Annotated in this window: 23 protein-coding genes and 2 pseudogenes; 13 read left to right on the forward strand and 12 right to left on the reverse strand. The window is 57.7% G+C overall.

Annotation, left to right across the window (positions count from 1 at the left end):
• From IMCC12053_RS12830 to IMCC12053_RS12840, 3 genes and pseudogenes are all read left to right on the forward strand, one after another.
• A complete protein-coding gene (locus IMCC12053_RS12830) occupies positions 1 to 2,208 on the forward strand; it encodes a PepSY domain-containing protein (protein ID WP_062219654.1) in 2,208 nt (735 codons plus the stop codon).
• Entirely contained in the window at positions 2,198 to 3,169 is a 972-nt protein-coding gene (locus IMCC12053_RS12835; protein WP_236852616.1) for an FAD:protein FMN transferase, read from the forward strand. Before IMCC12053_RS12830 ends, IMCC12053_RS12835 begins: the two co-directional genes overlap by 11 nt.
• A gap of 222 nt (positions 3,170 to 3,391) precedes the next feature.
• Positions 3,392 to 3,838: pseudogene (locus IMCC12053_RS12840) on the forward strand (VirB4 family type IV secretion/conjugal transfer ATPase); the annotation flags it as partial.
• A 46-nt stretch (positions 3,839 to 3,884) separates the two neighbouring features.
• Here IMCC12053_RS12840 and IMCC12053_RS12845 read toward each other — a convergent pair.
• Positions 3,885 to 4,550, reverse strand: coding sequence for a hypothetical protein (locus tag IMCC12053_RS12845; protein ID WP_062219659.1), 666 nt, complete (start codon positions 4,548 to 4,550; stop codon positions 3,885 to 3,887).
• A 188-nt stretch (positions 4,551 to 4,738) separates the two neighbouring features.
• Here IMCC12053_RS12845 and IMCC12053_RS12850 point away from each other — a divergent pair, with 188 nt between their 5' ends.
• Positions 4,739 to 5,278, forward strand: coding sequence for a helix-turn-helix transcriptional regulator (locus IMCC12053_RS12850; RefSeq protein ID WP_062219661.1), 540 nt, complete (start codon positions 4,739 to 4,741; stop codon positions 5,276 to 5,278).
• Positions 5,279 to 5,327: 49 nt separating this feature from the next.
• Here the strand turns inward: IMCC12053_RS12850 and IMCC12053_RS12855 are convergent.
• The 10 genes and pseudogenes from IMCC12053_RS12855 to IMCC12053_RS12900 form a co-directional block, all read right to left on the reverse strand.
• Positions 5,328 to 5,897, reverse strand: a pseudogene (locus tag IMCC12053_RS12855) (hypothetical protein); the annotation flags it as partial.
• A 210-nt stretch (positions 5,898 to 6,107) separates the two neighbouring features.
• The gene (locus tag IMCC12053_RS12860; RefSeq protein ID WP_062219665.1) at positions 6,108 to 7,409 is read right to left on the reverse strand and encodes a type II toxin-antitoxin system HipA family toxin; all 1,302 of its coding nucleotides are present in this window, start codon (positions 7,407 to 7,409) and stop codon (positions 6,108 to 6,110) included.
• A gap of 1 nt (position 7,410) precedes the next feature.
• Positions 7,411 to 7,662: a helix-turn-helix domain-containing protein gene (locus tag IMCC12053_RS12865; protein ID WP_062219667.1), complete on the reverse strand. Its 252-nt coding sequence runs from the start codon at positions 7,660 to 7,662 to the stop codon at positions 7,411 to 7,413.
• 139 nt (positions 7,663 to 7,801) lie between these two features.
• Positions 7,802 to 8,665, reverse strand: coding sequence for a hypothetical protein (locus IMCC12053_RS12870; protein ID WP_062219669.1), 864 nt, complete (start codon positions 8,663 to 8,665; stop codon positions 7,802 to 7,804).
• Positions 8,666 to 9,114: 449 nt separating this feature from the next.
• Positions 9,115 to 10,407 carry an HlyD family type I secretion periplasmic adaptor subunit gene (locus IMCC12053_RS12880; protein ID WP_062219674.1) on the reverse strand — a complete coding sequence of 431 codons (1,293 nt, stop codon included), beginning with the start codon at positions 10,405 to 10,407 and terminating at the stop codon, positions 9,115 to 9,117.
• The gene (locus tag IMCC12053_RS12885) at positions 10,404 to 12,617 is read right to left on the reverse strand and encodes a peptidase domain-containing ABC transporter (RefSeq protein WP_062219675.1); all 2,214 of its coding nucleotides are present in this window, start codon (positions 12,615 to 12,617) and stop codon (positions 10,404 to 10,406) included. The genes IMCC12053_RS12880 and IMCC12053_RS12885 overlap by 4 nt, the downstream gene beginning before the upstream one ends.
• A 5-nt stretch (positions 12,618 to 12,622) precedes the next feature.
• The gene (locus IMCC12053_RS12890) at positions 12,623 to 13,741 is read right to left on the reverse strand and encodes a TolC family protein (RefSeq protein ID WP_074906283.1); all 1,119 of its coding nucleotides are present in this window, start codon (positions 13,739 to 13,741) and stop codon (positions 12,623 to 12,625) included.
• Positions 13,701 to 13,868, reverse strand: a complete 168-nt coding sequence (locus IMCC12053_RS15965; protein WP_169775318.1) for a hypothetical protein — start codon at positions 13,866 to 13,868, stop codon at positions 13,701 to 13,703. The genes IMCC12053_RS12890 and IMCC12053_RS15965 overlap by 41 nt, the downstream gene beginning before the upstream one ends.
• On the reverse strand, positions 13,865 to 14,518 hold the full coding sequence (locus IMCC12053_RS12895) for a hypothetical protein (RefSeq protein WP_062219679.1): 654 nt from the start codon (positions 14,516 to 14,518) through the stop codon (positions 13,865 to 13,867). The genes IMCC12053_RS15965 and IMCC12053_RS12895 overlap by 4 nt, the downstream gene beginning before the upstream one ends.
• Positions 14,518 to 17,178: a cadherin domain-containing protein gene (locus IMCC12053_RS12900; protein ID WP_062219681.1), complete on the reverse strand. Its 2,661-nt coding sequence runs from the start codon at positions 17,176 to 17,178 to the stop codon at positions 14,518 to 14,520. The genes IMCC12053_RS12895 and IMCC12053_RS12900 overlap by 1 nt, the downstream gene beginning before the upstream one ends.
• Before the next feature lie 651 nt (positions 17,179 to 17,829).
• On the opposite strand from IMCC12053_RS12900, the gene IMCC12053_RS12905 reads away from it, so the two are divergent.
• The 9 genes from IMCC12053_RS12905 to ptsP all read left to right on the forward strand — a co-directional run bounded on the left by IMCC12053_RS12905 (position 17,830) and on the right by ptsP (position 25,799).
• On the forward strand, positions 17,830 to 18,123 hold the full coding sequence (locus tag IMCC12053_RS12905; RefSeq protein ID WP_062219683.1) for a hypothetical protein: 294 nt from the start codon (positions 17,830 to 17,832) through the stop codon (positions 18,121 to 18,123).
• Between the two features lie 8 nt (positions 18,124 to 18,131).
• A complete protein-coding gene (locus tag IMCC12053_RS12910; RefSeq protein ID WP_062219685.1) occupies positions 18,132 to 18,713 on the forward strand; it encodes a hypothetical protein in 582 nt (193 codons plus the stop codon).
• Positions 18,714 to 18,809: 96 nt separating this feature from the next.
• Positions 18,810 to 19,103 carry a hypothetical protein gene (locus IMCC12053_RS12915; RefSeq protein ID WP_062219686.1) on the forward strand — a complete coding sequence of 98 codons (294 nt, stop codon included), beginning with the start codon at positions 18,810 to 18,812 and terminating at the stop codon, positions 19,101 to 19,103.
• 35 nt (positions 19,104 to 19,138) lie between these two features.
• Positions 19,139 to 20,512 carry a 3-deoxy-D-manno-octulosonic acid transferase gene (locus IMCC12053_RS12920; RefSeq protein ID WP_143090004.1) on the forward strand — a complete coding sequence of 458 codons (1,374 nt, stop codon included), beginning with the start codon at positions 19,139 to 19,141 and terminating at the stop codon, positions 20,510 to 20,512.
• A gap of 83 nt (positions 20,513 to 20,595) precedes the next feature.
• Entirely contained in the window at positions 20,596 to 21,081 is a 486-nt protein-coding gene (locus IMCC12053_RS12925; RefSeq protein WP_335337300.1) for an NUDIX hydrolase, read from the forward strand.
• Between the two features lie 111 nt (positions 21,082 to 21,192).
• Entirely contained in the window at positions 21,193 to 21,708 is a 516-nt protein-coding gene (locus IMCC12053_RS12930) for a DUF1178 family protein (protein ID WP_062221325.1), read from the forward strand.
• Positions 21,709 to 21,830: 122 nt separating this feature from the next.
• Complete coding sequence (locus tag IMCC12053_RS12935; protein ID WP_062219690.1) at positions 21,831 to 23,066, forward strand: aspartate kinase; 1,236 nt, start codon at positions 21,831 to 21,833, stop codon at positions 23,064 to 23,066.
• 73 nt (positions 23,067 to 23,139) lie between these two features.
• Positions 23,140 to 23,358, forward strand: a complete 219-nt coding sequence (locus IMCC12053_RS12940; RefSeq protein ID WP_062219692.1) for a DUF6500 family protein — start codon at positions 23,140 to 23,142, stop codon at positions 23,356 to 23,358.
• Positions 23,359 to 23,549: 191 nt separating this feature from the next.
• Positions 23,550 to 25,799, forward strand: a complete 2,250-nt coding sequence (ptsP, locus tag IMCC12053_RS12945) for a phosphoenolpyruvate--protein phosphotransferase (protein WP_062219694.1) — start codon at positions 23,550 to 23,552, stop codon at positions 25,797 to 25,799.
• Between the two features lie 6 nt (positions 25,800 to 25,805).
• Here ptsP and IMCC12053_RS12950 read toward each other — a convergent pair whose 3' ends face one another.
• Positions 25,806 to 26,582: an EcsC family protein gene (locus IMCC12053_RS12950; protein ID WP_062219696.1), complete on the reverse strand. Its 777-nt coding sequence runs from the start codon at positions 26,580 to 26,582 to the stop codon at positions 25,806 to 25,808.
• Positions 26,583 to 26,602 lie beyond the last annotated feature (20 nt).

A 26,602-nucleotide genomic window follows, 5' to 3' on the forward strand; every position in this document is an offset into this window, starting at 1 on the left:
ATGATCCGTGCACTCCATCGCTGGCCGGGTCTGCTGGCCCTCCTGCTCGTCACTATCCTCAGCTTGAGTGGCGCGGCGCTGTCTGTCTTTCCTGCGGCCGAGCGGCTTGCCGCGCCGCAGGCAGAGACCAAACTGACGGTCGCCACTCTCGCGGACCGTATCCAGTTGGTCTATCCGGGTGTCGAGCAGATCCGCAGGTCGCCATCGGGACGGATCACCGCTTACTGGTTCGATCAAGGTAAGCCAGGAGCAGCCGTGATCGACCCTGCAACGGGGGAAGGCGTGGCCTCTGCTGATCCCAATCAAGTTGAGCGCTGGCTCACCAACCTGCACCGATCACTGTTCCTTGGTGACGGCGGGCGCATGGCAATGGCCGCCGGAGCGGCGGCGATGCTGGTCCTCTCGCTTTCAGGTGCGGCGCTGGTCGCCCGGCGTGCGGGGGGCTGGCGGCATTGGTTCGCGCCTCTGCGCGGCCCGCTCGCTGGACGGCTGCATGTCGAGATCGCTCGGATCGCAGTCGTTGGCCTTCTACTCTCGTCGGCTACGGCTTTGTGGATGACGGCGTCTACCTTCGAGCTGCTTCCCGATGGCGGATCGCCGCCGGCCTTTCCGGCCGCTGTGAGCAATGGGACGGGTATTGCACTCGACCGCCTTGCCGGTCTGAGCGAAACACCAGTCGCAGACCTGCGCGCGCTGAGCTTTCCCTATCCCGAGGACGCCGCGGACGTCTTTACGCTCAAGACCGACCGGGGCACCGGATATCTCGATCAGGGCGACGGAGCCCTCCTGGCCTGGGCCGACCTGACCGTGTGGGAACGTGTTTCGGAAACCGTCTACATGCTCCACACAGGACAGGGCGCGGCGACACTCGGTCTCGTGCTCGGTCTCATGGCGCTAGGCGTGCCGGCGATGGGTGCAACCGGCGTCCAGATCTGGCTCGCCGGGCGGAGGGGGCGACCGCGCATCCGGAACAACCAGCCAGCAGCGGGTGCCGAAACGATCCTGCTCGTCGGCAGCGAGGGCGGCAGCACTTGGGGTTTCGCTGCAACGCTTCACGCCGCGCTGACAAAGGCCGGGCAGAGCGTCCATGTCGGCCCGATGTCGGGGTTCGCGCCCGAGCGCTACAAAAGGGCCGAGCGGATCATCCTGCTTGCCGCGACCTACGGCGACGGTACGGCGCCTGCCTCGGCCAAGGGGTTCCTCGACTGGCTGAACGCGTCGGAACGCGCCCCAGAAATACCTCTGGCCGTGCTTGGCTTCGGCGACCGCAGCTTTCCGAACTATTGCGCCTTCGCCGAGGCCGTCACGTCGGCAGCGAAGGCGAAGGGTTGGCCCGCACTCCTGCCCCTCGACACCATCAACCGCCAGTCCCCGCAGGACTTCGCACGCTGGGGCCGTGCACTCGGCGAGGTGCTCGGGATACCACTGGAATTGTCGCACGAGCCCGTGCTACCCACGACAAAGACGCTGACACTCGTCTCGCGCCGGGACTACGGCGCTGAGGTACAGGCCCCGACAGCGATCCTCCGCTTCGCCGTGCCGCGCGTCTCGCTCTGGCAGCGGTTGACAGGCTCTGGGTTCGCCCGATTCACGGCAGGCGACCTTATCGGCATCGTGCCCGAAGGCAGCGCCGTTCCGCGACTCTACTCACTCGCCTCCGCGCGCCGCCAAGGGTTCATCGAAATCGTCGTGAAAAAGCACGCCGGCGGCCTCTGTTCGGGCCAGCTCATCGCGCTGGAGCCGGGTGAAACGATGACCGCCTTTCTCCGCCACAACCCCGGTTTCAAGCCGGGCCCGAGCCGCGTGCCTCTGATCCTGATCGGCGCGGGGACCGGCATCGGACCGCTTGCGGGCTTCGTGCGCAACAACGGACGCGGCAGGCCGATCCACCTGTTCTTCGGCATCCGCCATCCCGACAGCGACTTCTTCTACGTCGAGGACTTTTCGGCCTGGCAGCAGGACGGTCGTCTGACCCGCCTGATCACGGCCGTCTCGCGCGGGGCGCGCCCCCACTACGTACAGGATGCGCTGCGGGGCGAGGCCACTCAGGTTGCGGACCTTGTTTGCAATGGCGCACGCGTGATGGTTTGCGGCGGACGCGACATGGCGGCGGGCGTGGCCGATGCGCTGGGCGAGATTCTGGCACCGACCGGGCTCACGCCGGCGGTTTTGAAGGCGGAGGGGCGATACATTGAAGATGTCTATTGAGCGCGCGCGCATCGCCCTTAACGGCCCCACGATGGGCACCCGTTGGTCGGCTCTATTCTACGCCGAACCGAGCGTCGACCCCGACCCGATCCGCGTGGCACTGCAAGCGGCTGTGGAAGAAGTGGATGGACAGATGTCGACCTGGAAGCCCGATAGCGATCTGATGCGGCTCAACGCAGCACCGGTGGGCGATTGGGTGGCTTTCCCCTCGCGCCTTGGGCACGTCCTCCGCCTTGGCCTCGAGATAGGCCGCGCCTCGGACGGGGCCTTCGACATCGGCATGGGCGACGCTGTCGCTGCTTGGGGCTTCGGGCCGGAGGCCGCCGCACCCGATGGGATACGAGCGGCAATGAAAGCCCCGCGCCGCGCGGCGCATGAGGTTCTAGAGTTTGACGACGACCATGTCCGTAAATCCGCGCCCACCGCGCTTGACCTGAACGGCATCGCGAAGGGCTATGGCGTGGACCGGTTGGCCGAGACGCTACGCGACCACGGAATCGACCACGCCCTGGTCGGGATAGATGGGGAGATGCGCGCGACAGGCCTTCGGCCGGACTTCGAGCCGTGGACGATCGCCGTGGAAGCGCCAGACACCGAACGCAGGACGCCGCATTCGATCCTCGCGTTGCAAGACGCCGCTGTCGCTACCTCCGGCGATTACCGACACTGGGTCGAGGTTCAGGGACGACGCCTATCGCACACCATGGATCCGAGGCGCGGCGCACCGCTGATCGTGCCGCCTGCTTCCGTCACCGTTGTTGCCAGCAGCTGTGCCGAAGCCGATGCCTGGGCAACGGCGTTCATGGTGCTTGGCCCAGAGAGGGGCGCGGCACTCGCAAGAAAACACGGGCTCGACGCGCTGTTCCTCCTGCGTGACGATAACGACAACGCAAGGGGCGTCGGAGTCGGCCGACTTTTTTCCGAAGAGCCCGCGGCGATGACTCCATCAGAGGGGAGATAAGCCGCATGGACCAGACCCGTACCGATCGCTTCAAGACCGCATTTCTGCTTCTGGCCGTGATTGGCCTAATCGCGGGTCTTGCATTCTAATTCACTGGCAGAGCCGATATTGCGAATATCGTTTGGTTAGCTGGGGCTGGCCGAGCGGGTGACCGAAGGGCTCAGTCTGGATGGGCTTTGCGCCGACCTGCCCCCGGACCAGAAAGTCCTGCGCCTTCTTTCTGATCTCGTTGAGTGGATACAGGAATGGACCGCAGCTGGTCGCTATGGCTGGATTTTCGGTCCAAGCCCCGAGAATACTTTCTCGCTCGATGGTGATGTCGTCGGGTTCGACCTGACCGGCATTCTCGACAGTGAAAGCGAGAAAGAGCGCATTGCGGTCCTGTCATACCTATGTCGGCGGATGGAACGCGTGATTGAAGAACTTATACCTACGCTGATCATCATCTATGAGGCCTGCAAAGAACTTGACAATCCGGACTTCTCAAACCGGCTCAGCAACTGGCTTGCGACCGCGCACAAACAGAACGCGATCATCGTGACGATGCCCCAATACGCCAGCCAGCTCGAGAGACCCCGAACTGGCAAGGCGATGCTGGAGGCCCTGCCAACGCAGCTTTTGCCTCCCAACTTGAACATGACGCAAATTTTGCATGATGGGACATTTTAAATGCACAGCAGATGTACCGCCCTGCAGCGATGGTCTCAAGCGACGATTAGTCGTCGTGATCAGAGCCATGATCGTCATCACCGTCGTCGTTGTCATCACGGTCGTCATGGTCATTACCGTCGTCGTTGTCATCACGGCCATCATGGTCATTACCGTCGTCGTTGTCATGACTGCGATCTTCGTAACCATTGTTGTCAGACCCGTAGCGATCATCAGAACCACCAACATGATCGGTGTCGTCCTTGTAATTGTGATCATCCACTTCGACGTAAGCCGTCTCGCCAGTCGATGTCGTTACGGTCGTGTATACATCATCGCTACCCGTTCGTGGTGCGCGGCGCATCTCATTTGCTTCGACCAAAATCGTGTCGCCTGTTGCGGTCGTAACTTCGACCAGAACGTCGTCCGATCCATCTACATCGTCAACGTGCTTCTGTTCGATCTTTTGTATCGTGCCGGCAACCGTAGTTGCGTCATTCGTCTCAACACGCTGGCGCACAACTGCGCCGGTCGAATTGTTGAGCACGACAGTGGTTTCCAGACCAGTCGACGAATAGGCCTCAACCGAAGAATTCAGAACCCCGCGGCGAACGGAAAAGTGTGTGTAGCCCTGCGCGAACAGGCTATCGATCTGAGCTTGTACATAGTCCTGAGCAGACGCTGCGGTGACCGAAAGAGCGAGCGCGATGCTCGTAAGCGATAGTGTTTTCATAGCTAGTCTCCAAATTTTCGACGCACCGTAGGCGATGTGCCGCTGATGAGATCAACATAACCACCGCATCCCACACCCCAAATATGCTAATGGTGTATTTGAGGCCGCTTTTGCCTCTATACCGATGGTTTATGGTGTTTTGGGCAGGTTTAACCCTAAGCTTTATACGTATGAAAAAGGGCACTCCGATGCATTCAACAAACAAACTCGAAAATGCGACCTTTGCGACAATCATTTTCTGGGGCATGGGGGTATCAGGACTTTTCTTCACTCAGGATGTGATTGCCGATCTACGGGAACACATCAACGACGGGCGCGGCTACCAATTGGGTGACCTCTCCCACCTTGTTTTCGAAATCATCGCCGTCACCGCTCTCGGATTCGGTATGCTTCTTTTGTCCATCTACATAACCGATCTAAAGACAAAGAACGCTCGCCAACGCGAAACGCTCCATTCCCTACGCAACGATTTCGACAGTCACGTTCACGCTCAGTTCGACGATTGGTCCCTCACCCCGTCAGAATCCGACATCGCGCTTTTGCTCATGCGCGGACTTGCATCAAAAGACATCGCTGAATTGCGCAATTGCACCGTTGGCACGATCAAGGTTCATTCCCATAACATCTTTCGCAAGGCAAACGTCTCCTCGCGCGTGGAACTCATGTCTCTGTTTTTGGATGAATTTATGGATGTAGGGATGCAATCCGCACCGCCGAGAGCCACCTAATCAGACCGACTGCAACGCCCCAGTTTCACCGCAGACCTGTAGCTTCATTTCAAGCGAGCATATCGAGCACGTCACGCTGTGCATGATAATTCTCTTCGGCCTCGACAGGCGGGATGCTCCCAATGTGTCCACGCAGCCGCCTGTCGTTACACCAGCCGACCCAGCCGAGCGTGGCCATTTCCAGATCCTGCATGTTGCGCCGGAGCCCTTGACGACAGACCAGTTTGGTTTTGTACAGGCCGTTAATCGGCTCTGGGACGGCATTGCCATACGATTCCCCGACGCTACCAACTGATCGCTCAATGCCAACTTTAGCCAAACGTGCGGTATACCGAATGGACAAATATTGCCCGCCGCGGTCCGAATGGTGGATCAAGCCGCCTTTTTGAATAAACCGTCGATCGTGAGGTGCCTGCTCCACAGTATCTATTGCCCAGCAGGCGATTTGTGAAACAAATCTGCCGAGATGGAAGAACAAAGTCGGCTTTGGCAGACCGTGAGACTCGCCAGCCGACAATGCGATCTGCGGATGCGTCTATGAGCGAGACCTCGTTCGCAATTGGTTCGAAAACAATGGTTGAGCGGCCACATATACAAATCCCAGCCAAATGGACACATAGCCATTTTTTACCCTCACTTTGAGTGTTTCGAAGAACATGGCCAAAGCGGTCAGCAAGGGGGCGTCAGCGCGAAAATTGCCGCGCGAGGGATGCGTTGGCGGGGAGCTTGTTGAAACGGTGCTCATACCGCGTCTTGCGTGCCTGCCCGCTCATGTTCGGCAATCACAAAACACGGCATTGAGGATCGCACCAGGCAAGCGCGACCGACTTTAATTCAACAAGCGCAACCTGGCCTTCAGCGCGCAGTCGATCGAAGCAAGCAACACCTCTGGGAAACCCGCAGGAAGCTGGTTGAACGTGACCTCACAGATCCCGCGTGAGGTCTCCTGTAGTTCTTCGAACAGGCCCTGCACGACTGCGCGGGATAAGCCCGATCGAACGCCGGTCTCCACGATGTGGCGTCCTACAATATCCGCGACCTTGTAGTGGTTCGAGTTGCCGAAATTCATAGCGAGCTTGAAATACTTTCGCTCGATCTGCCGCGCGTCGACGGTCGGCTGCACCGTTAGAACGTCGTAGAGCGGCGTCATGCGGAAGCGCCCACCGGGCAAAAGGCTAACGCTGAAGTTCTTTCCATGTCCGTCCGTCGCGCCAAGCAGCCAGAACAGAACGTTGGCTTTGAAAAAGTCGTATCGGTCTTGGTTGGGGGCATCGCTCCCCAACAAAAGGTCCATGATGTCCGAGATCCCGGGGCCACCTTCGTTCTGGTACTTTTGCGTGGGCACAACAGATAGCGCTTGGCAACAATCTTCCTGCGGCAGACGGATCAAACGGCCGTCAGACGTCCAGCGCCGATCAAAACGCTCGACAACCAAGGCCTTCTTGTCGCCGAATTGAGCCATCTCGACACTTGCTGCCCGAAGCCCAAACGCCCCCATAAGCTTGAGACAAAGGTATTCATTTTCAACACTGTCGGACAGGTCCATGCCGTTGGGTAGCCTGCCTATTTGCGGCTTGATGATGTGCGTGGTTGGCGTCGTGCCCGTTGGCTCAATCCACTGACCATCTTTACGAAGCAGCGCCGTTTTCTCCTGTGCACCCGCTACTGAAATGCGGAAGTCATTCTCTCGGCGAATACCAAGAGGCGCGAGATCAAGGTCGCTCAGGATTGCCTCAATCTGCGCCTCGTCAACAGGTTCCCCAGTTAACTCAGACATCGGTTGTGGCTCTTGCGCATCGGGTAGAAACTGAAGCGCTCCAACACAGTCGCGTCCAATTTGTGAAAGCAAACTGAAGGCATCCACGCCCTCGGCCCCAACACGTTCCGCGACCCTTCGGCGGATGAGATCGCTGTCGGGCAATAGGTTGTCAAAAACGGCCATCACAGGTGCGCCACTGTAGCGGTTTTCCTGCAACGGCAACGACAACGAAACCGGCATCCGGTGCTCCCAGCTGAGCCAATCACGTGCATAGGCGAAACTGACGCCGCCTGAGGACTCGCGCACCAATTGACCCACGAGCCGCGAGTTCAGGAAAACGTTCAGCGGTATGTAGCTGCGCTTGCGACCCATATCAGAAAATGTCCTCTAGCCCGTCTGATATGCCTTTGCTGCGCTCGGTCACCGTGATCTCTAGATCCAGGGCCGCGATCAAATCGAATAGCGTTTCCAACTTGGTTCCGCCGCTGCCGTTCTCGATCTTGGAGATCGTCTCCTGCCAGACACCGCTCATCGAGGCGAGTTCCTTCTGGGTCAGGTTCTTGGTCTTCCGAGCCTCACGAATTGCGTGGCCCAAGTTTTTTGATGTACGAACGAGGTGATTCATGGTGGTTCTCCTGCGATCTCATATGATCCATAAGTCATATATTGTCAATATGATCCACAAGTCATAAGGTCGAATTATGATCTGAACACCATAGAAATAGAGAGCATTGCGGTCTGCATTACAGACTTCGCCAATGCTCTCACGCCGATAGCCCTACCGCGCGCACCTGCTCAGGCGTCACCAGTTTTGAGGCAATCAAGTCCTCGATCTGCCGGTTTGTGATGTGGCGGCACAGCGGATGGCGCTCATGGATCCAGTCAGCGAGGCTGATACGGCCTTTGGCTTCGGCCTCTCGCGTTTTCTCACGCTCCGCCTGGATCTGGGCCAGCCCATTTTCCCAACGTCGCACCTTGAACCAGTTGTCTGAGAAGCAGACCTTGCTGCGTGTGTAGCTTTCGGTTTCGGCGGCATAAGCTTTGACTGCCAACAGCAGATCCTCGGATTCAACGCCCGCCTTCACCGCCGCCGCAATTTGCTTCAGGCAGGTTCGTCGATCTCGGACCCGGTCCTTGGGATAGGCCAACAAGATCTTCTCCAATTCTAAACCTTCAACCTCCCCCGCCGCCTCGCGCCTGCGCGTAGGTGGTTTATGGATGGTTTTAGGATGGTTTGGGGTCCACCGTGAACCCCGTACCCCGTTCACCGTGGACCCCGTACCGGGTTCAGTCTGGACGGGGTCCACAGTGACCCCCGTCTGAATGTCGGGCTCAGCCGTGGGCTCGAGCGCGGCCACGCGCTCCAACACAATGCGGTAAATGACGGTGTAGCCGTTTTTGCAATGCCGCCGTCCTGTTTCGATCAGAATGCCTTCGCGCAAGAAGTCGATGATGGTGCGCTTCACCGTGCTCTCGCTGAGCTCAGTGTGGCGCTGGATCGTCCCCTTGGAGCACCAGATGCCCGAGCCGTCATCGCTCGCCTTGTCGGCGAGAAACATAATAATCTGCTTGCGCGCGGCGCTGCCAAAGCGGCGCTCGGCGCATTCATTTGCTATGCGCCAGCTCATGATCTCACCGCCAATTGGCATGAGGGCAGACCGGAAATGCCGTAGGTGTTGGGACGGAAAAATTCTTTTATGCCGTTGAGGTGGGTGGCCGCCCCCTCAGCGGTTTTTCTTTGCCTCTTCACCAGAGAAAAAGCCGCTGAAAAACCGTTTACTTGGACCTCGTATCCTATTGAAAAGCAGCCCTGAACGAAACAAGTCCGTTTACAATTTTTCCCTTTGAAATCAACAAAATTTTCCGGATTGCAAATCCGTGTACACCGGTTCGATTCCGGTACCCGCCTCCACGATCCTTCGTGCAGTCAAGCATGCTTGATCAAAATACATTTCATATGAACGGCTCAGTGTTGGCGCGTCTGATGTGTTTTGGATTTGGGTTTTGCGCCACACCGAAATGGCTGCGTCCATAGGCTAGCCAACAACGTGCACGTTAGATCATCGATAACGCCACCCTACTCGCGTAGCGCACGGTCGCGCACGCGCAGGACGGGGTTCCAAAAATACTCCAGGATAGAGCGCTGCCCTCGGATGATATCGACCTGTGCGACCATGCCGGGTAGGATTTCGACGGCATCCCCGTCAAGCAACGTCAACTCGGACGCAATCGACACATCGACCGAAAACGCCCGCGCGTCGATCTCTTCGGAAAAACTGGAGTCGGCCGAGACGCGGATCACTTTTCCATCAAGGCTGCCATACTTTGCCGCGTTATACGCCGTTAGTGTAATACGTGCGTCCTGACCCGGCTCGACGTTTGCGATATCCTCAGGCAGAATCAACGCCTTAACCCGAACATCGCCGCCTGTTGGAACGATCTCCGCGATGGTATCCCCTTGCTTGACGAAGGCACCGATGCTGTCGAAAAACACCTGATTAACGGTCCCTGAAATCGGTGCGCGTACATCGGTTTCACTGACGCGTTTTTGTAAGGCGGGCAAGCGTTCGGACAGTTCGTTGATCTGCTGCAATGTCTCGGCGCGTTGGGTGTAAACCTCGTTGAAATAGCCCGCATCAACCGCAGCAATTTGCGCAGCAATCTCTTGCACGGAGTAGCGCAAGGCCGCCTCACGTTCGCGCAAGACGTTCGCTTGTGTGGTCAGGTTGGTGCTATCGCGCTCCAATCTGTATCGTTCGGTTTGCGCCACGGCCCCCGCCGCAACCAGTGGCAAGACCTCCTCGCGCTCTTCGGCCAAAACGGCCGCAGTTGCCATATTGCCAAACGTCTCGGCCCGCACACCCTCCAACTCGCGTTCGGTTTGCGCCTGCGATTGGATCAAGGCCAAACGGCGTGCATCACGGTCGGCACGGCGCGCGCGTGACAACTCCTCCTCGGCGGCCACAAGCGAGCGCATGACCTCGTCCTCAGACCCGTCCAAAAACACCTCGCCCGACCATGTTTCATCGTCAAGTTCCGCCTCCAACCGCGCCAAGACGATCGATAGCGAACTTAGACGTTGCGATGCCTCTGCCAAAGAGGCCTTGGCCTCAACGGGGTTCACTTCGGCGATCACATCGCCTTGGGTGATGGTCCCGCCCGCAGTGGCGTGAAATGCATTGATAGCGCCAGATACAGAGACCTGCACCATTTGGTTGGAGGCCAGTGTGACGACCCGCCCCTGACCGCGTGTCACGAGGTCCAGTTTGGTAGCATTGGCCCAGACCAAAAACACACCCAAAAGCACGACAGACAGCAAAATGATGTCTTTGTACTTTTCTTCCTTTGCGCGCCTCTTGCCAAATATCATTGCGTATTTCCCGCTTTTTGGGACGGACGCTTGAGCGGGCCAAGTTTACGCGTGATTGTACGCGGCGCGCGTGGTTTTTCGGTCGGGTTCACATCGGCCTTTGCCGTCTTTTTTCGGTACTCGGCCACGCTCATATCCTCGACAATGCGCCCTTGGTCCATGATCAAGACGCGGTCGCACAGGCCAATGAGTGCGGCCTTGTGTGTCACAATCATCATCGTTCGATTGGCCTTTTTGGTGCGCAAATAGGTGACGATGCGCGCCTCCAATTGCGCGTCCATCGCTGACGTCGGCTCGTCCATCAACAACACGGGCGGATCAAACGCCAAGGCACGCGCGACACTAATCGCCTGTTTTTGTCCGCCAGACAGGTTTGCGCCCTGTTCGGCCACTTGGTAATCAAGGGGAAAAGAGCCCATACCGACCGCCGCCAACGCCTGTGTTACCACAGCCTCATCCAGACGCTCATGGGCCATGGACACGTTGTCAAACAGGCTACCTGCAAACAGCCAAGGCATCTGAAACACCGTCCCGATTTGGTGGGGAATGCGTGCACGTGGAATGGCCGCGACCGCTTGTCCGCCGACAAACACCGCGCCCGTTTCCGGCTCGCACAGCCCGTTGAGCAGGCGCAAGAACGTTGTCTTTCCCGAGCCGGTACGGCCCAAAATGGCGACCTTTTCGCCCGCATTGATTGTCACAGACAGACCAGAAAACAGCGCAGGCATTTCGGACTGGGGCCGGTAGGTCACGTTGGAGACGTCGATCACAGCGCGGGTGTTGGTCGCGGTCGTGGCGTGCGCCACTTCGCCCATGCGCTGCGTGCTCAAAAACTCATGCAAATTACGATACGCGACACGTACACTGCTAATACGTCCCATGGCTTGGCCCACGCGCGACAACGGCCCCATGGCGCGCCCCGACAAGATCACCGACCCCATGATGGCGCCCATCGTGATCTGTTGCGACACAAACAGGTGAAACCCGATAACAATGACCGCAACCTGTACAGATTGCTGGACCACCGAAATCATAGCGCCAACCACGGACGACAAATCACGCGCCCGCGTTGTGGCCACACGTTGTTGACCCGCTTGAGACAAAAACCGGCGTTTGAGCAACGAATACGCCCCACTCACGCGCAATGGTTCAAGGCCCGACAAGACTTCCACCAGCAGGCTTTGGCGTGTTTGTGCCACCCGTGATGCATCCTTGCTTGACCGCGTTACGATGGGTTGGGCCAGCATGACGCCACCAATAACCACAGGCACAGCCACAAGCGGGACAATCGCCACGGCCCCCGCGATGTGCCAAATGACGTAGACGAACACGAACACGAACGGCAGATCGACAAAGGCCAGAACCGCCGCCGAGGTCATAAAATCGCGGTAGTGTTCGTAGTCGCGCACGACAGAGGCCAGTTGCCCGATTTTACGATCCGAGTTGCGCGACGATGCGGAGACGAATTGATCGAAAATGTCTTCGGTGACGCGCCGATCTGCACGCTCTGTTGCCGCCTCGACAATGGCAGATCGCGCATTGCGCAACACCGTATCAAACAGCACCGCGATGGCCACACCAATGGCCAAGGCGTAGAGACTTTCAAGCGCTTTATTTGGCAAAACCCGATCATAGACCACCATCACAAAGAGCGATGTGGCGATCCCCAAAACGTTGGATAAAAATGCCGCGACCAAAATCCACGCGACCCGCTGTCCGCCAAGCGTCTTGATCGGGTTGATCGCGCTCAACCGCCCCTGAACACCACGATCATCGGCATCCTCGGGATAAAACCAAAGCGCGCGCGCCGCACCATTCAATGTCTTGAGTGCGACCGTCTCTTGGCCCACGTGACCGTCTGGGTCCGCGCGTGAAATCACCGCCGTCTCATCGGTCAATTCGTGCAAGATAACCGCGTTTCCTGTGTCATCCACAACGAACGCAGGCACACAGTGACGCGGCAAATCCGCGATTGGTATGTTATGTGTCTGCGCCTGAAATCCGATCTTGGAGAGCGCATCTTGGGCGCGCTCGAACGTCTCGTCGGCGGGAGATGCCGCGAGGGCCTCACCGATGACGTCTTGGGCGATGGGCGCGCCCAAATCGGCCAAAAGGCGCGACAAAAGCGTGGCATGTGTAGCAATCTCGCCCACGGGCTTTGCGTCTTTTTCGGGAGGCGTCACGGCCTTGGCTTTTCGGTCAAAGATCATTGATCTCACTCCACATTCCAAAGGGCGTCACACATCGCAACAACGTCACAAACGCCGCCCTTAGACTGTAACAGATTGAGCGTTGCCATCTGGCGTTGGGTGTCGATGCCAATGAGAGCGATTGCGGTTTCGGCCTGCGCAATCACTTCGCGCGCTATGGTGCCAACATCCGCACGTCCGATCCGCAACAACTTTTCCATCTCGGCCAACCTACGCTCTGATTGTGCCTTGCGCTCCAATAGCAAACCACGCCGCTGCGCCCCTTTTTGCGCCGTGATCCGCGCAAGTTCGGTGTTTTTGCGAAGCGCATCGCGGAGCGCCTCCGCCTGTTCACGTTGCGACATGTGCCGTGCGGCCAACGCCGCCGCACCCGCATCTGTGGCCCCGCCATCATAGACGTTGAGATCAACTTTCACGCCGAAATAAACCGAGGGGGTATCATCGGCATTGCTCACGGTCGCGACCAGATTTGTCTGTGGCTTTTTGTTCGACATCACTGCGCGGCGATCCGTCTCGCTTAGATCCGCTTGCAACTCCACCGCGCGAATGCGCCATGCGGGCGCGCGCGCAACATTCCCCTCGCGCAAGCGCGCATACAGATCGGAGTGCGCGCCTGACACTGTTAGGTATTGATCCAGCTCCGCACGGGCCAAGTCACGTTGCAATGTGAAATCGAGCCTGTTTTGTCGGGCCTCGGACAGCGCCGCCTCAATGTCGAACATGGTCGAGTTCGTGACAATGCCGCTCGCATAGGCACTTGTAATCAAATCCTCACGCGCGCCGTATTGTGACAACGCCCGATCAATTTGTGCGATAGACCGGTCTGCGCCGCGCGCCTGAATTGCGGCCGAGACCAACCGGAACAACACGTCATCTGCGGCAAGGGCATGGGCCAAAACCGCACCCTCAACTTGCAAAGTGGCACCGTCAATTTGCGCGTCAAACCGCCCGCCGTCAGAAAGCACTTTCGATGCAGACGCATTGACGACCGCGCCGGCATCTGTGTCGGTCGTCGTGCGCTCCCCTCCCGCGCCGAGCGAGGCACCAACCTGCACAGAGCGGCGCGCGGCCACGGCGTCCAGATCACGTTGCGCCGCGCGCACCGCAAAACGCGCTGATTTCACCTCGGGTGCGGTCAGAACCGCGCGCTAATGGCGTCCCTATTATCTCGACATCACGGGTATCGGTATGGGGCGCGGGCGAGATCGGCGCACAGGCCGCCAGCATCAACGTCAAAACGATATATCTCATCTGCGTATTTCCAACCGCAAAGACGCCATGGTTTGCGAGGCCCGCCGCGTTGCCTCAATCGCAATCGTTGCATGTTGAGAGACTGAGAATGCACCTCGTACATAGCCGAATGGCTCGGTCGAGAATTGCCGTTCTTTGATGGTCCATGAGCCAAGCGTAAAGGTTTCGTAGGACTGCGAAGCCAATAGCCCGACACCGGTTTGCACCGAAACCGCGCCTCGTTCGATCTCACCAAAGGCGCGGCCCGCCGCAAACAGGCTTGTGCTTTTGATCGTGATTGGCTCGACAAACACCCCTGCCCCGTCCGGCATGGAATAGCGCGCATAGCTCACGCCCGCCTCACCGCTCACACCAAACGACAGATGGGGGCCAACCTCGTACACGGTGCGCTGCGCCCCGATTCCGAGGGTCCATTGTCCGGTCAGGCGGTCACGATCTGCGCGCTCGGTGTCCTCGGACCCACCGCCGCTTGACCCCGAATCAAACAACGGCCCCACAATGTCGCCATAGCTCGCAGTGATCACGTCGAGATAGGCGTGCGTGCCGCCAAACCCGTACAGATCCCACTCGGATGACCAAGCGGGAGTGGAGAAAAGGAAACTGGCCACCCAAAGGGCAGCCAGTTTTTTGTTGGTTGTGATGGAGCGCATCAGACGGTTTGATCGCCCGTGTAAGCAGTGAGATCGTCGTCAAGAAACGCAGCAATGTCTGCTGTATCACCAACCAAAACATAAAGACCATCGTCATCAAAAACGTAGTCCATTTTATCGCCCTCATCGGCAGTGGAGCTAAAAACAATATACCCATCGTTATTAATATCATCGCTGCGCTCGATCAACTCGTCGAAATCATCGACTGAAACGCGAACGATTGGGGTGTCGTCGAGAGTATTGATCAACTGAACACCCGTGATGCCGCCAAAGCCCTCCTCTGCGAGGGCGGCCAGCGCCTCAGCATTCGACATATCGCTCATGTCGAGCATGTCCACATTATAGACAAAGTTCACGAGGTCGGCGGCGCTATCAGGCAATTCACCCGTTAGGCTCAATTCGTACATGCCGACATTGAATGACACGGCGTCCTCACCATTCGCCTCGTCAAAGAGGTTCAGGTTCATACCTGCGCCAGTCCCGCTTGTGGTGCCTGCCGCAAGGCCCGTGATTGCGTAGTCTTCTAGAATGCCACTGACCAAGTCAACGGACTGCGCATCAAGTTCTTCCTCTGCGGCTACGGCTGCGTCATACGCGTCTGCATCAAATGTGCCATCCACCCAAACAGCATCCCAAAGCGCGTCGACGTCTCGCCATGCGGCATCATTTTCCAAGACCGATTGCACGTTCCCGAGAATACCCGTGAGGCTATTATCAAAATCGCCAGTCAACGCGAGGAAGCCATATTCGTCGTCGGAGTCCGACTGTGGCAGCGTAATCTGAATGCGCTCGCCGAGGTCGGCATCGCCCGCCTCATGCGAAATCTGCAACACAGCCTCGTCATCCACATGGAAGGTCACGTTGTTAAACCCGCCAGTGATCGCCCATGTGTCGGTGTCCATGATATCGAACCCCTCAACCGCAGCGATCAAACCCTCAACAGATGCAGGATTGAAACTGGTGAAACTCGCGGACAATGTCGCGCCGGTTGCCCAAGACGCCGTGATGCCTGACGATGTGACTGCCAAATCTGGATCATCATCGGTCAGCGCCGCTTCAAACGCGATCAACGCGCCCTCAACGCGATCGGCAAAGCTGCCGAGCTTTTCTTCGCTTGCTGCGACTTCGGCTTTGAAACCCTCGATGCCGTCCATAACGTCTGCGCCGACTTCAACTTCTACGAGGGGTTCGGCGAATGCCTCACCGAATGAGACCGTTCCGCTTTCGGTGTAGCCCTGTTGGTCGGTGAGAGTCACAACAACCTCAATATCCGCGCCTAGATCAGCCTCGGTCACGGTGTAGCTGCTGCTCGTTGCACCCGCGATATCGTCGCCATCGCGCGTCCACTGATAGCTGTGGCTCGCAAAATCGCTCGCATCGCCGCCGTTGATGGTGTTGTCGTCGTCGGTGAACATCCCGTACAACTCGTCACCGTCCGCGACAGTCAGAGTATCACCCACAAACGAAAAATCGCCTCCATCCGCGTCGTAATCACCCTCCGACGCTTCATCAACACCAGTCGCGGTGACCGTCAACGCCTTGGTCACGGATTTACCGCCTGCATCCGTGGCGGTCACGGTGATGGCATAGGTTTCTTGCTCTTCGAAATTCAGCGCGACACCATCGGCAAGGTATAGACCGCCATCCTTGACGACAAACTGCGCGGCATCGGCCCCGCCCAGCGCGTAGGTGAACGCTTGCTCAGCCCCTTCCGCGTCTGTGACAGCCAACGCCCCGATGAACGCGCCCGATTCGTTCTCTTCGACGGTTGCGTTATCCAATGCGACATTTGTCGGAGCCTTGTTCGCAATGAGTGCGGTCACATCCGTATCAGCGGCATCAATGCCACCCACATCGTATTGACCTGCCACCGCAGACGCACTCGAAAACGCATCCAATGTGGTTGCAGGGTCCAGATCCTCGACCGCATCAATGGCTGTGGCGACCGCCGCGACCTGAGCCGCGACTTTTGCCACGACATCCGCATCCAACGTACCCGCCGCCTCAAGCGCGCCAGAGGTCAACGCTGCGGCGTCAAATTCTGTTTCGCCCGCCTCGGCAGCCTCAGAGACTTCCGCAATGATCGCGTTGAACGCGGCCGTAAGACCCGCGCCCTCAGCTGCATTACCATTTGCCTCAAGCGCGGCACCAACGATTTGCGCGGATGCCATGATGGACTGTGTGACCTTTTCATAGGCAAGCGCCGCAGCCGGATCAACATCGGCAGCGTAGGGGTTGAATGTCGCGAAATCTGTATCAGTCGGAAGACCCAACGCTGTTGCAAGCGCCGCCGTATCGCCCGCATCCAAAGCAACACCGGTGAGCGGCGTGATGACGCCTGCGTTCGGGCCCGCTTTCATCGTCAGGCCGGAAATGATCTGACCAGACGAGCTATCGATTGTCTTCTCATCCGTGGTCACGACGAGGGTGTAGCCGTTGGGGTTTTCGATGGAATATCCACCGTCGTCGCCGGTGCGTACGGATGTCTCGCCCGCATCAAACTCGCCGTCATTGTCAGCGTCTGCAAAGACCAATGCGTTTGCAAGCGGCCCTTTGACAACGTTGCCGATAACGGGACCACCGGAGCCACTAGAATCCGATCCACATGCGGCGAGCGCCAGAAGACCGAGCGGGGAGAATGTGCGAATACGTGTGGTCATAAACTGTCCTTACTATAACAAGAGAACCCACCTGCGATGACGCAAACGGGTTATGATGGATCGGAAAATGCGTGGCGTGAGGCGGTGCGCGAGGGTGTTGAGGCGGCAGAGGCGGCACAGGTCAAAGAGTGCGTAAAAAACGGCGCCTGATCCGTGTTAACACCGCAATCCATAATAAACCCCTCAAAAGTAGCGCGCGATAAAACTATTGTGACCCAGCGTAACACCAAAGTATCTCTTCGATCAATGTAGAAAATTATCGGGCAAACCGAACGAAATGAGGGCAACAGGGTGCGAATTGACCGTGGAATCGCGGGGCCAAATCGCACCACCACAGCGCGCAACCTATTTCGCGATGTGGTGGTGCAGGGCACATGTTAAATGCGTACCGCTCACTATTGCTAATAAAACAGTGATCGGAACAAAACTACCTTACAAAGTCTAAATATTAGACTTAAGACACCGCCACAACCCGCATGTTCGCAGTATTTTATATATCTTTTGGGTATGCGACCTATCTTTTGTATAGGTAGTCGCCATAGCCGTTACGCCGTATGTTAACACATATCTGAGATGCGATATCTGGCAGGTCCACGTGTTATGTATTGCGCCTCCTGTGACTGTAATTATTTCAAACAAGGCACGCATAGTATGAATACCTCACTCGCACGATTGGCTGATCTGAAACGCGTCCTGTTGGGAATGGAACGCGATCTCGGATTGCAATCGCTGGCCGAGCCAGAGCGGTTGATTTTATGCGCAGCAGCCTTGCAAGATGAGGGCGACATCGAACTGTCTGTTGCCGCTCTTCAGGAGCATCAATTGACCGTAGGGTTGCCGCGCAGCACGTTCTTTAAGGCCCTGAAAACGCTGATATCCACGGGGCACCTCACCAAAGTCGGCCCCTCGAAACGGTCCGGATACGCACTCAACACCCGCCTGTAAGACATCCGATGCGCCCTCTCCAATCCCTCACCCTCGTCGAACACCTCATAGGGTTTGGCGTGGCTGCGGCTCTCTATGCATTGAGCTTTGAATTTGTCGTGCTCATCGCCCAGCCCATTCAGCAGCTGATGGACCAGACAGGAGTGCTCTACGGTAGTTTGATCTTTTTGCCACATGGCGTGCGAATCCTGATCGTCTGGCTCTACGGATGGTGGGGCGCGCTCTATCTCCTACCGATCGCCCTTTTGACATATGGTCCTGGCGACAGAGGAGTCGCACTGACATTAGAGTCTATTGCTCTCGCCATTGCAGGGGTTGGGGCAACCGTCCTTGGATTTGTCGTCGCGAAACAACTGGGCGTGCTGTCATATTCGCGGTCTTCAAATAGCGTATCGTGGAAAGGGCTGTTCTTTGTCGGCGCAATCGCCGCAGGGTTTAACGCATGCTTTCACTGGTTGCTTTTGCCCAACCCGATCTCGGGTGACATGAGCGTCATTTTCGCCGGAGATATCCTTGGCCTCACAGTCATGATGATTGGTCTGATGCTTACGTTTAAAACACTGCGCGCGGCGGGACAGTTGATCAAGTAGACAGATCCGCCAGCCGTATTTGCATTCGCGCAACAGGCGCGCCCGTTAACCATTTTCAACTTGTAGTAGCGCTAAAAGCGGGCAACACTTCGTCATATGACGCATTATAATCCCTCACATACGCTCACACTGTCCGCCCATGCCCGTAACGCCGCGCTTTTCATGACGCTCTCGGCGCCTGCGATCAAGCGGCGGACGGCGCGCCAAACCGCATGCGGCAATAGCGACCTCACGCAAACCCTACCGCCGCGCGAACGCGATGTGATTTTGCGGATACTGGACAGTTGCAGCCACTACGGGGAACGACAGGATTTGAGTTTAGCGGAGTCTGTCGAGCGCATTGGAATGATGATGACACAGGCCTATCTGAGCCGCGCCAACGACCAATAAGTCGTACGCGGGCAAACTGCCCAACGCCGATTGCCTTGCCAAAACACCCCCTGCCCGCGTATTGCGAAGCGATCTCTTATTTCCTGCTCTTGAAAGATGCTTTGCTGGTATACCGCGCCCTCCTGACGCTTATGTCGCCACTCCTGATGGTGACGGCCCTCGTGCAACTTTTGCGAGGGCGGTTATCTCTGTCCGGCCTAACCATGCGGTTTGCGCGCGGTGTCGTATTTGACATCCCAAAAGACGCGCCGCGTCTGTGGCTGCATTCCGCATCGAATGGTGAGGTAACATCGGCGCGTAGCTTGATCGACGAGGCGCTCGCCCGCGATCCATCGCTCCACGTGATCGTCACCACCAATAGTGAAACCGCGCGCGCGCTGGTCATCGCGTGGGATATGGCGCGTGTTCACCCATGCCTCGCACCCCTCGATTTTCGCGGCGTGGTCACACGGTTTTTGAATGCGGCCGCCCCCTGTGCGCTCATTGTGATTGAAAACGAAATGTGGCCAAACCGGTTCAATATCTGCGCCGCCCGTGCCATCCCTGTGATCGTCGCAGGGGCGCGCATGTCCGAGCGTTCGGCCAAACGTCATGCTCTTTTGTCATCGGTCTTGGGCGGGACACTGCGTACAACATTGAACGCAATCACGGCACTTGCGGCGTTAGACGCTGAATCCGAGCAACGGTTTTTGCAAATGGGCTTTCCCTCACATCGACTCTTGCCGCGCATGAATTTGAAAAGTGGTGTCTCGTTGGGGGCGGTTGACCCCGACACGCTGACCCGTTTCAAATCGGCGTTTGTTCGCGATGAAACGCTACTCGCGGCGTCCACCCATGAGGGCGAGGAAAAAATCGTCATCGCCGCATTTAGCGATATCTTGACCAAACACCCAAAGGCCCGTCTCATCCTCGCCCCACGCCATCCGTCACGGCGCAATGAGGTGAGTGCCTTGCTCGACAAAGCCGGATTGCAACACGCCAGCCGCGCGCGCGCAGATGCCCCAGATGCAACCCCAGTCTACCTTGCGGATACACTTGGTGAAATGGCACTTTGGTATCAACTTGCGGGGAGTTGTTTTGTCGGCGGTTCATTGGTCGAGCGTGGCGGGCATACCCCATTTGAGCCTGAGCAGTTCAACAGCGCGATCATTCACGGCCCGCATGTCTCCAACCATAGTCTTGCCTATCGCGCCCTGAATGCAGCACATGGTGCGGTTCGCGTGCACGATGCCCAATCTCTCGCCGCCGCATGGGACAGTATGCTGGCCCATCCACAGCAAATGCACGATCTGGCACAGACCGCCCACCACGCCCTTGATCCATTGCGCATGTCAGGCGCAGGCTATGACGCCTTTTGGACCGCCCTCGCAAAGGCGACAGATCGCACCGGATTTGCGCGCAAAATGTAGCAGGGCCGCGCGTTAACCTGCAAAAAGGCTTTCGTCTGTACAAAAGATGCGGTTAACTCCGTGAAAAGCAGTCAGAGCAGCCAATGGCCCATATGTCGCCAATCAAAACCAAACAACGCCGCCTCAAACTGGGCAACACCCCTAAAACGGGTGTGCGCACACAGTTTGGCGCGCTGTGCTGGCGGATGAATAACGATACATTAGAAGTGCTGTTGATCAAGTCCCGCAAACGCAAACGGTGGATCATCCCCAAAGGATGGCCGATGCACAAAGCCACGCCTGCAGAGGCCGCCGCAACAGAAGCATGGGAAGAGGCCGGCGTGAAGGGCATCCCATCCGAAGTGTGTTTGGGAATTTATTCCTATAAAAAGCTACGCTCGCCGACCGCGCCCCCCCTGCCGTGCATTGTGGCCGTCTTTCCATTTGAAGTGACCGAGATCCACGATGCCTTTCCCGAAAAGGGTCAGCGTAAACGCAAATGGATGTCCCCCGCCAAAGCGGCGTCGCGCGTTCCATTCCCTGAACTTGCCCAAATTATCCGTCACTTTGATCCGCGCACATTCAATTGACACCACTCGATTGTGCCTTTGCATGCGCACATCACGCCCTATATAAAGCTGGGCGGGCGACTTGCGCGCGCCAAACCGTACACGCCCGCACATGAGGCATCAGACGCTCACATGATCCGCTACACACTCAAATGCGCGAACACCCATAGCTTTGACAGTTGGTTCAAATCCGCTGACGGGTTCGATGTTTTGACGGCTGCGGGTCAGGTGAGTTGCCCGATGTGCGGATCGTCCGAGATCAGTAAGGCGCTTATGGCGCCCCCAGTATCCAAAGCACGACCAACGGGCAGTGAGCACACCGAACAGATCAGCGCCCCGTCCACGCCCGACCCGCAAAGTGTCGCGACCGATGTGGTGCCAAACACGACTGCGGATCAACGCCCGAGCCCCTTAAGTGCGCCGAGCACGGACACCGAGCGGGCAATTGCGGCCATGCGCGATCATGTTGAGCGCAATTCGGATTACGTGGGCCTCGAGTTTTCCAAACAAGCGCGCGCTATGCACGATGGTGATGTCCCGACACGCGCCATTTACGGCGAGGCAAAGTTGGAAGATGCCAAGGCCCTTTTGGAGGATGGCATTGCCGTCATCCCGTTGCCATTCACGCCCAAACGCAGCACCAATTAGCCCGAGTTCCAAACGCTATGTGTCATGTAAAAAATGTGGGGAAATCACCTCATGGCCTTGCCCTTTGCCGCCTGCGCTTTTAAAGAACCACAGATCATTTTGACGGGGGAGATGAGGCGCAGATGCCAGTTCTCGTGATGAAATTCGGCGGCACGTCTGTCGCCACACTCGATAAAATCAAGCGCGCTGCAAAGCGCGTTGGTCGCGAAGTGGCCAATGGCTACGACGTCATCGTCGTGGTCTCTGCCATGTCGGGCGAAACCAATAAGCTTGTCGGTTACGTCAACGAGACCTCCCCAATGTATGATGCGCGTGAATATGACGCCATTGTCTCATCGGGCGAGAACGTGACGGCGGGCCTCATGGCCTTGACGCTTCAAGAAATGGACGTGCCGGCGCGCTCGTGGCAAGGGTGGCAAGTGCCGCTCAAAACCACCTCCGCGCATGGCGCCGCACGGATCGAAGAGATCCCAACCGATAACATCACCGCCAAATTTGGCGAGGGTATGAAAGTGGCCGTGGTCGCCGGTTTCCAAGGGATCTCCCCTGAGGGGCGCATCACCACGCTTGGCCGTGGCGGATCAGACACAACGGCTGTGGCTTTTGCCGCAGCTTTCGACGCGGAACGCTGTGACATTTATACGGATGTGGACGGCGTTTACACCACCGACCCGCGCATCGAGAGCAAAGCGCGCAAGATGGACAAGATCGCGTTCGAAGAGATGCTAGAACTCGCGTCTTTGGGCGCGAAAGTGCTTCAAACCCGCTCCGTCGAACTTGCCATGCGCTACGGCGTCAAGTTGCGCGTCCTATCGTCGTTCGAGGAATATGACCCCAATGCTGGTACATTGATTTGTGCCGAGGAGGAAATCATGGAAAATAAACCTGTCTCCGGTATCGCCGCGTCCCGTGAAGAAGCGAAAATGACCCTCGTGTCGGTGGCTGACCGCCCCGGCATCGCCGCCGCCATCTTTGGCCCCTTGGCCGATGCGGGCATCAACGTCGATATGATCGTTCAAAACATCTCCGACAATGGCGAGACGGATATGACATTCTCCTGTCCAACCGATCAGGTCGCACGGGCGAAATCGGCACTTGATGCGGCAAAGGAAAACGGCGCCGTACAATTCGCTGAATTGTTGTGCGATCCGGATGTGGCAAAGATATCCCTCGTGGGCATCGGCATGCGGTCGCAGTCAGGTGTCGCGGCAAAGATGTTTGACGTGCTGTCCAAAGAGGGCATCAACCTCAAGGTTATCGCCACCTCGGAGATCAAAATTTCCGTTCTGGTGGATCGCAAATACACCGAGCTGGCCGTGCAATCGCTGCACGATGCCTTCGAGCTCGATAAGGTTTAACACCGGTTCGGGTAAAACGGTTCAGGGCCTCCGATTTAAGTCGGGGGCCTTTCTTTTTGGAAGGCTCCCACAGATGCGCCAAAGCTTACGCGACAAGATCATCCAAGTGTGTGACGCAAAGATTGCCGCCAAGGGCGAAGGTGTTAGCGTATCTTTCTACGCGTTTTTTGCCAATAGGAACGACGATCCCGTGCTGCTCATGGACGCGGCGACATGGTGGATCGAAACGCACGGCCTCGACCATTTCGTTAAAGCCGTGACCATTCGCCAAATGGTGCGTGACGGCAAATAATACCCTTCGCACCCGCAGCATTTCCTCGCACCTGCAGCGGCAACTGTCAGAAAAATATGCAATTTCATGCTCACAGGACGGCTGCACACCCTTTGGGGTTGATTTGCACTGGCCCCTGCCCTCAATTGTGCTCTAAACGAACCGACCCACTCTAAAAAGTGGAGATACATAATCAGGGACGACAGGGACATATGCCAGACAGCAGCGAAAGTGATAGCCGAAAGCTACTCGGTCGCCTGCGCGATACGCTGGCCGAAGACACGGGCAGCCAAGAGCGTCTGGACCATATCACCCATCTGATCGCAGATAGTATGCGCACCGAAGTGTGTTCGATCTATCTGTTTCGCGATGATGACACCTTGGAGCTGTGCGCCACCGAGGGCCTCAAGGCCGAAGCGGTCCACCAGACGCGGATGCGTATCGGTGAGGGGCTTGTCGGGCGTGTCGCGCGCTCCAAGCAAACCATAAACACCGCCGATGCGCCGTCAGAGCGCGGATTTCGCTACATGCCTGAAACCGGCGAAGAAATTTATTCCTCGTTCCTTGGCCTGCCGATCCAACGCCTTGGCGACACACTTGGTGTGTTGGTCGTTCAGTCCAAACAAGCGCGCCAATTTTCCGATGATGAGATCTACGCCCTCGAAGTGGTCGCAATGGTTCTGGCCGAAATGACCGAGTTGGGCGCATTCGTCGGCGAAGATTCCGCGTTTGGTGTGCACACCCATCCCGTGCTGTTTCGCGGCGCGACAGGCCAAGAGGGCGTGGCGGAGGGCAATGTCTATCTGCACGAGCCACGCGTTGTTGTCACAAACCCTGTGGCTGACGACCCTGACAAAGAGACGATACGTCTCAACGAGGCGGTCGACACATTGAGGCTGTCCGTTGATGACATGCTGTCTCATTTGGAACCTAACGAAAAAGATCAACGCGAGGTCTTGGAAACCTACCGTATGTTCGCCAATTCACGCGGATGGATGCGGCGGATGGAGACCGACATTGCGCGCGGTTTGTCCGCCGAAGCCGCCGTGGAAAAGGAACAATCGGTTGCCCGCACCCGCCTGTCCGCCTCGTCCGATCCCTACATGCGCGAACGGCTTCACGATCTTGACGACCTGTCCAACCGCTTGCTGCGCATCCTCACGGGTCAGGGCCACGAGACAGGCGCAGAAATGCCCGCGAATGCTATCTTGATTGCGCGCAACATCGGACCCGGTGAGTTGCTGGACTACGGAAAAAACCTCAAGGGCATCATCTTGGAGCAAGGCTCCGTAGGCAGCCACGCCGCGGTTGTGGCGCGCGCATGGGCGATCCCGCTTGTGATCCATGCCGACCGGATCACCACCGAGGCGCTCAATGGCGACCACGTCCTGATCGACGGCGACCAAGGTGTGGTTCACTTGCGGCCCGAAGAGAATGTTGCCCGCGCCTTTCGTGAGAAAATCGCAATGCAGGCACAGGCGGTTGAACGCTATGTCGGGCTTGTGGACCTTCCGGCCGATACGACCTGTGGCAAGCGGATTAACCTACATATGAATGCCGGCCTCATGGCGGATCTGCCGTCTTTGGCCTCCTCTGGCGCTGAGGGGGTTGGCCTGTTTCGGACCGAGCTGCAATTCTTGATCCGTAACAAGGTTCCACGCCGTGGTGAGCTTGCGTCTTTGTATGGCCGTGTCATGGACGCCGCGCGCGGCAAACGCGTGGCCTTTCGCACCCTTGATATCGGGTCCGACAAAGTGCTGCCGTATATGAAGCCACAAGACGAGCCGAACCCCGCAATGGGGTGGCGCGCGATCCGTGTCGGCCTAGACAAGCGCGGCGTGATGCGGATGCAGCTACAAGCGCTCATTCGCGCCTGTGCCGGCCGCCCGCTTACAATCATGTTCCCGTTTGTGGCTCAATTCGAAGAGTTCCGCGCTGCAAAAGCCATGCTAGAGGCCGAGTTGGTCAGCGAGAAACGTCTTGGGCGGGTTCTCCCGACCGAGGTAGAAGTGGGCGCAATGCTGGAAACGCCATCGCTTGCCTTTGCTCCAGATCAGTTCTTTGAAGAAACCGATTTCATCTCTATCGGCGGCAATGACCTTAAACAGTTTTTCTTTGCGGCCGACCGAGAAAACGAACGTGTGCGCCGCCGCTATGACACGCTCAATGTGTCGTTCTTGACCTTCATCCGTCAGATCGTCGACCGCTGTAATGCCCATGGCACGCCCGTCTCGTTTTGCGGTGAGGACGCAGGGCGCCCTGTCGAGGCGGTGGCATTGGCCGCGATGGGTGTGCGCACCTTGTCAATGCGCCCCGCCTCTATCGGTCCGGTAAAATCGGTTTTACGCAAAGTTGACCTTGATCGGGTGACGGCCCTTGTGGATGAGGCGGCAGCGCGCGGCGATCAATCGGTACGGTCCGCAATCGTGGCCTACCTCGCCGAAAACGGCATCGCGGTTTAGGCGGCCCTACAAAGACTTATAGGCGACATCCAACCGTGCCTTGAGCGCCTCGAACGGCTCGGCGGAATCCTCCGCCATACGCATCATACCAAACGTCACATGCGCCATATCCTGATAATACGCGGTATAGGCATAGTTGGTCGCAGCTCCGGCAACCGCGCCCAACACAGGCACAGTTTGCGTGGCCAGCTTTTGCCCCAAAACGATAGAAAAGCGCGGTGCGACTTTTGCAATGATCCCGCTTAGGGTTGCGCCCGTCAACGTGGTGCGTGCCGCTAAAAATCCTAGATCTGCCCCGTCATCATCCGCCAACGGCCCTGCGGCGGCGAACACCTGAATACAGGCCTTGCGCACATCATCGCGGGTTGGGTCAAACCCGTATTCCTCTGCAACCCCCTGAATTGCATGCAACAAGACGGTTGTGGTGACCGGCAGTTCGGCAAGGGCCGTAGGCAAGCCGCCCGCGCCACCAACCGCCCCCAGACCTGATGACACCGCACGGCTCAACCATCCGCCTGCCGTGTAGCCATTGGCACGCGTGCGCGCCGCGCCGTCAAATGCCAATTCCAAGGCCGACAATGTTGCGGCCTCCAATCCACCGCGCACCGGTTTGGGCAATTTACCGAATAGCCCGTCTGCGGTCCCGCCCACGAGATTCAAAAGCTGCATACCGGGGTTATTGGCGCGTTTGAGTTTGCGCGCGAGATCGGCAATCGCCGCATCGGTTGGCGCTTGTAAGACAGCATCGGGGCCATGAGTGAGCGCGGGTGGTTTGTGTTTCATATCGGATATGTGGGGGTGCG

It is taken from the genome of Celeribacter marinus, assembly GCF_001308265.1.
GTDB lineage: Bacteria > Pseudomonadota > Alphaproteobacteria > Rhodobacterales > Rhodobacteraceae > Celeribacter > Celeribacter marinus.

Excerpts from the sequence above, each read along its gene's own strand:
- IMCC12053_RS12830 (WP_062219654.1), top strand. The coding sequence starts at position 1 with ATGATCCGTGCACTCCATCGCTGGCCGGGTCTGCTGGCCCTCCTGCTC.
- IMCC12053_RS12835 (WP_236852616.1), top strand. The coding sequence starts at position 2,198 with ATGTCTATTGAGCGCGCGCGCATCGCCCTTAACGGCCCCACGATGGGC.
- IMCC12053_RS12845 (WP_062219659.1), bottom strand. The coding sequence starts at position 4,550 with ATGAAAACACTATCGCTTACGAGCATCGCGCTCGCTCTTTCGGTCACC.
- IMCC12053_RS12850 (WP_062219661.1), top strand. The coding sequence starts at position 4,739 with ATGCATTCAACAAACAAACTCGAAAATGCGACCTTTGCGACAATCATT.
- IMCC12053_RS12860 (WP_062219665.1), bottom strand. The coding sequence starts at position 7,409 with ATGGGTCGCAAGCGCAGCTACATACCGCTGAACGTTTTCCTGAACTCG.
- IMCC12053_RS12865 (WP_062219667.1), bottom strand. The coding sequence starts at position 7,662 with ATGAATCACCTCGTTCGTACATCAAAAAACTTGGGCCACGCAATTCGT.
- IMCC12053_RS12870 (WP_062219669.1), bottom strand. The coding sequence starts at position 8,665 with ATGAGCTGGCGCATAGCAAATGAATGCGCCGAGCGCCGCTTTGGCAGC.
- IMCC12053_RS12880 (WP_062219674.1), bottom strand. The coding sequence starts at position 10,407 with ATGATATTTGGCAAGAGGCGCGCAAAGGAAGAAAAGTACAAAGACATC.
- IMCC12053_RS12885 (WP_062219675.1), bottom strand. The coding sequence starts at position 12,617 with ATGATCTTTGACCGAAAAGCCAAGGCCGTGACGCCTCCCGAAAAAGAC.
- IMCC12053_RS15965 (WP_169775318.1), bottom strand. The coding sequence starts at position 13,868 with ATGAGATATATCGTTTTGACGTTGATGCTGGCGGCCTGTGCGCCGATC.
- IMCC12053_RS12895 (WP_062219679.1), bottom strand. The coding sequence starts at position 14,518 with ATGCGCTCCATCACAACCAACAAAAAACTGGCTGCCCTTTGGGTGGCC.
- IMCC12053_RS12900 (WP_062219681.1), bottom strand. The coding sequence starts at position 17,178 with ATGACCACACGTATTCGCACATTCTCCCCGCTCGGTCTTCTGGCGCTC.
- IMCC12053_RS12905 (WP_062219683.1), top strand. The coding sequence starts at position 17,830 with ATGAATACCTCACTCGCACGATTGGCTGATCTGAAACGCGTCCTGTTG.
- IMCC12053_RS12910 (WP_062219685.1), top strand. The coding sequence starts at position 18,132 with ATGCGCCCTCTCCAATCCCTCACCCTCGTCGAACACCTCATAGGGTTT.
- IMCC12053_RS12915 (WP_062219686.1), top strand. The coding sequence starts at position 18,810 with ATGACGCATTATAATCCCTCACATACGCTCACACTGTCCGCCCATGCC.
- IMCC12053_RS12925 (WP_335337300.1), top strand. The coding sequence starts at position 20,596 with ATGGCCCATATGTCGCCAATCAAAACCAAACAACGCCGCCTCAAACTG.
- IMCC12053_RS12930 (WP_062221325.1), top strand. The coding sequence starts at position 21,193 with ATGATCCGCTACACACTCAAATGCGCGAACACCCATAGCTTTGACAGT.
- IMCC12053_RS12935 (WP_062219690.1), top strand. The coding sequence starts at position 21,831 with ATGCCAGTTCTCGTGATGAAATTCGGCGGCACGTCTGTCGCCACACTC.
- IMCC12053_RS12940 (WP_062219692.1), top strand. The coding sequence starts at position 23,140 with ATGCGCCAAAGCTTACGCGACAAGATCATCCAAGTGTGTGACGCAAAG.
- ptsP (WP_062219694.1), top strand. The coding sequence starts at position 23,550 with ATGCCAGACAGCAGCGAAAGTGATAGCCGAAAGCTACTCGGTCGCCTG.
- IMCC12053_RS12950 (WP_062219696.1), bottom strand. The coding sequence starts at position 26,582 with ATGAAACACAAACCACCCGCGCTCACTCATGGCCCCGATGCTGTCTTA.